The 3,784-nt window shown below is 55.7% G+C and carries 4 protein-coding genes; 1 reads left to right on the forward strand and 3 read right to left on the reverse strand.

Annotated features, from left to right (window positions below; genetic code table 11):
- Positions 1–155: 155 nt before the first annotated feature.
- The 3 genes from M0974_RS15200 to M0974_RS15210 are packed head-to-tail and all read right to left on the reverse strand — an operon-like array spanning position 156 to position 3,113.
- On the reverse strand, positions 156–1,031 hold the full coding sequence (locus tag M0974_RS15200) for an alpha/beta fold hydrolase (RefSeq protein WP_297838206.1): 876 nt from the start codon (positions 1,029–1,031) through the stop codon (positions 156–158).
- A complete protein-coding gene (locus tag M0974_RS15205) occupies positions 1,028–2,422 on the reverse strand; it encodes an aminotransferase class III-fold pyridoxal phosphate-dependent enzyme (protein WP_297838208.1) in 1,395 nt (464 codons plus the stop codon). The genes M0974_RS15200 and M0974_RS15205 overlap by 4 nt, the downstream gene beginning before the upstream one ends.
- Positions 2,415–3,113 (reverse strand): MtnX-like HAD-IB family phosphatase, encoded by a 699-nt coding sequence (locus M0974_RS15210; RefSeq protein ID WP_297838211.1) that lies wholly within the window; start codon positions 3,111–3,113, stop codon positions 2,415–2,417. Before M0974_RS15210 ends, M0974_RS15205 begins: the two co-directional genes overlap by 8 nt.
- Before the next feature lie 244 nt (positions 3,114–3,357).
- Here M0974_RS15210 and M0974_RS15215 point away from each other — a divergent pair.
- Positions 3,358–3,784, forward strand: a 427-nt coding sequence (locus tag M0974_RS15215) for a MipA/OmpV family protein (RefSeq protein ID WP_297838214.1), incomplete at its 3' end; no start/stop codon positions are given.

The following is a 3,784-nucleotide window of genomic DNA, read 5'->3' on the forward strand; positions in this document are numbered from 1 at the left end:
GTTCGCTTATCGGAGCAGCCATACCAAGTGGTGATCGTTCCGAAGAACGGCTAGCGTTCCCAGCCGGACCCAGTCCTTTCAGTACGCCGAATAAGCAGTCGTTTTACAGACTGCTCAGGGAACCGAGAGAAGTATGGGCGAGAAGCAGGATGGGTTCAGGCCATTTGTCGCTGATCGTTCAAAGAGACCGCTTCAGCCGGCAATTGTTCTATCACGCCATCTATGAAGTCGGCACTTAAGGTAATTACCTTCCGATACTGCAAATCTACGGTAATCATGTGATAACAGTTATCCAGCATCACTTTGGTGACCGGGCCACCTAAATGTTTCTCGCAATAATCGGCGTTCCAGCGACTGGTGATATCGTCTTCGATGGAATGCAGAATCAACGCGGGTGCCTTGACTGTGCGCATGCCTTTTTTGACCACGGCGACCAGACGATGCAGTTCGCGCACATTGACGCCGGACATGGTCAACAGCCCTGCATTGCTGCTTTCACCGGCTTTCATCTGACGTTCAACGATAGCCCGCAGACGTGCGTCTTTGATGCCGTACGGCGAGGTTTCGTTGAAGCGGCACAAGTGCACGCCAAACGGAATGGCCATCAACAATGGTGTCAGTACGGCCGCTTTCGGTATGTTCCAACCGTCGTAGCGCAAGGTGGTCGAGTACAGCATCAAGCCGGCGACTTGCCCCGGATGCTCGGCCGCCATGTGCATGGACAATACAGCGCCCATGGACAACCCGCCGACAATCACCTGTTCGTGCCGTTGGCGAATGCCGACAAAGGTTTTGCGTACGCTTTCGTACCAGTCTTTCCAGCCAGTGGCTTGCAGGTCGGCGTTGTCGCCGCAATGCCCGGCAAGCGTGGGCACGTAAACCGTGTACCCCCGCTTGGCCAGGCCTTGGGCCACCCGACGGAGTTCCGTCGGGGTGCCGGTCAGGCCGTGGATCAACAACACCGCGACCGGGCCACTGCCGAGAACGAAACTGGCGTCACCTTCGCCCATATCGATCTCTGGCAGGTTCACCGCTTCATTGCCCGATGCAGCAGGCGGTCGAGAAGGGCGATGCCCAGATCGATTTCTTCGTAGCTGATTTCCAGTGACGGCGCCAAGGTGATTACGTTTTTGTAGTAGCCGCCCACGTCGAGGATCAGGCCGAGTTTCTTGCCGTTGATTTCGATGTCGCCTTTCATGCCTTCATCAACCATAAAGTCGAGGGTGGCTTTGTCTGGCGTGAAACCGTCCGGACCGCAGATTTCTGCACGCAGTGCCAAGCCCAGGCCATCGACGTCGCCGATGATCGGGTAGCGCTTTTGCAGGTCTTGCAGGCCAGCCAGGAAGTACTTGCCCTTTTCCATGACCATCGCGCCGTAATCGACTTCGGAGGTCATTTTGAACATTTCCAGACCTACCGCCGTACCCAATGGGTTAGAGGCGAAGGTGGAGTGAGTCGATCCAGGTGGGAAGATCGTTGGGTTGATCAACTCTTCACGTGCCCAAATGCCGCCCAGTGGGTTGAGGCCGTTGGTCAATGCTTTACCGAAGACGATCACGTCTGGTTTGACGTCGAAGTGCTCGATGGACCACAGCTTGCCGGTGCGGTAGAAACCCATCTGGATTTCGTCGACAACCATCAAGATGCCGTGCTGATCCAGCACTTGCTTCAATTCTTTGTAGAAGTTCATTGGCGGAATAACGTAGCCGCCGGTGCCTTGGATCGGCTCGACGTAGAACGCTGCGTATTCGCACTGGTTGGTTTTAGGGTCCCAGACGCCGTTGTATTCGGTTTCGAACAGGCGGGCGAACTGCTGAACGCAGTAGCTGCCATATTCTTCTTTGGTCATGCCTTTCGGGCCACGGAAGTGGTACGGGAAAGGAACGAACTGCGCGCGCTCGCCGAAATGGCCGTAGCGGCGGCGGTAGCGGTAGCTCGACGTGATCGACGAAGCACCCAAGGTACGGCCGTGGTAGCCGCCTTCGAAGGCAAACATCAGGCTCTTGCCGTTGCTCGCGTTACGCACAACTTTCAAGGAGTCTTCGATGGACTGCGAACCGCCAACGTTGAAGTGAACGCGACCGTCCATGCCGAACTTCTTCTTGGCATCAACTGCGATCATTTCCGACAGTTCGATTTTGCCGCGGTGCAGGTATTGGCTGGCAATCTGCGGCATCGAATCGATCTGAGCCTTGAGGGCATTGTTCAGACGTGGGTTGGCGTAACCGAAGTTAACGGCCGAGTACCACATTTGCAGGTCGAGGTAAGCTTGGTCGCTGGTGTCGTAAACGTACGAACCTTCACAGCGGTTGAAGATCCGTGGCGGATCAATGTAGTGAACGGTGTCGCCGAAAGAGCAATATTTCGCTTCTTTTTCCAGAAGAATCTGGTCTTCAGCGGTAGCGATACGGATATCAGACATGGTGGAAGAGTTCCTGCTGTTCAAGAGGGAAGCTGTGTGCGCGGACCGGTTCGCGGTGAGGCAAGCGGGCGAGCAGGGCCGGTAAATCGGCAAAAGTGTCGAAGCGGGCATACGGGATGCCATTGCGTTCGCAATGTTCTGCCAGGCGATCCTTGGCGAATACGAAGTCGGCGGTTCCAGCGACGCACATATCGGATTGACCGTCGCCGATCACCAGTACGCGTTTGCCTTCAGGCGCGGATTTGCATTTGCAGTTGCCGGATGCAGCACGGCAGGCATCGCTGGAATACGGAAACTCTATGCGCCAGCCATCGGGACCGACCTGACGCAGGCGGTTGGCGATGATCGGCAGCAGCGGGGCATTGTTGCGCGACAGAATGCGGGCGATGCCCTGCTCAATGCCGTCGCTAACGATGTCTAGGGTGGCGCCGCGACCCGTGACTAATTCAACGAATTCCGGGAATGCCGGATCTATATCGATACTGTCGAAATAACCCAGAAGCTCGTTTGGCGTGGCTTTAACCATTGCCAATTGACGGCTCAAGCATTCTCGCGAGCCGATTTTGCCAGATAGCCATTCATCTTCGATGGCTTCCCAGCTTGGGTCAGCGAAACGCTCCAGGATGTTATCTATCGCGTCAGTCCGGGTGACGGTCCCATCGAAATCACACACGATATGCCAGTGCATCATCTGCAGGTGCCTACTATTAGTGAGAGCGCTCTTTGCGCTTGCACTGGGGTACAGCATAGACTGTGCCACTTGCCGATATAGACGCCGCAGCCCCGGCCTAGGGCGGGTTAAGCTTTGAGCGGGTATGTACGGCAGACAGTCAAGCTACAATTTTTGTAGCTTGCTACAAACAACATAAGTGCTTGCGTGATGGGTCTGGGTAGGGATTGATTCACGCATGTTCAAATAGTTCGAGATATTTTTAATGCGCTTACTCCAGCTTAACCGGTGCTTTCGCTCGGTATTCACTGGCTTCGCGGCCTTTGCCTGCGCTATTAGCTTCAGCGCGCAGGGCCACGCCGAAGCCATTACCGGCGACCTTGGTGCGGGTATTGGCTATAAAGCCAGCGACCCAACCGGTGTGCAGTACGACGCTAAACTGTTTCCCTACATCGATCTTGACTGGGGTGATGTGGGCTTGAGCTCCGATGACGGTCTGAACTGGAAGGCATTCAAGTCGCACGGTTGGAGTGTTGGCCCGTTTGCCAACTACGTACAGGGTCGCAACGCTAACGACTCGTTGCGCGGCTTGCGTGATGTGTCGGACATGGCCGAGCTCGGTGGTTTTGTGCAGTACAGCCCTGCTGATTTCTGGCGCGTGTTCGCCGAAATGGGCCGTGCTGTGGGTGGCA

The sequence above is a fragment of the Pseudomonas sp. genome, assembly GCF_026224925.1.
In the GTDB taxonomy this organism is placed as follows: Bacteria; Pseudomonadota; Gammaproteobacteria; order Pseudomonadales; family Pseudomonadaceae; genus Aquipseudomonas.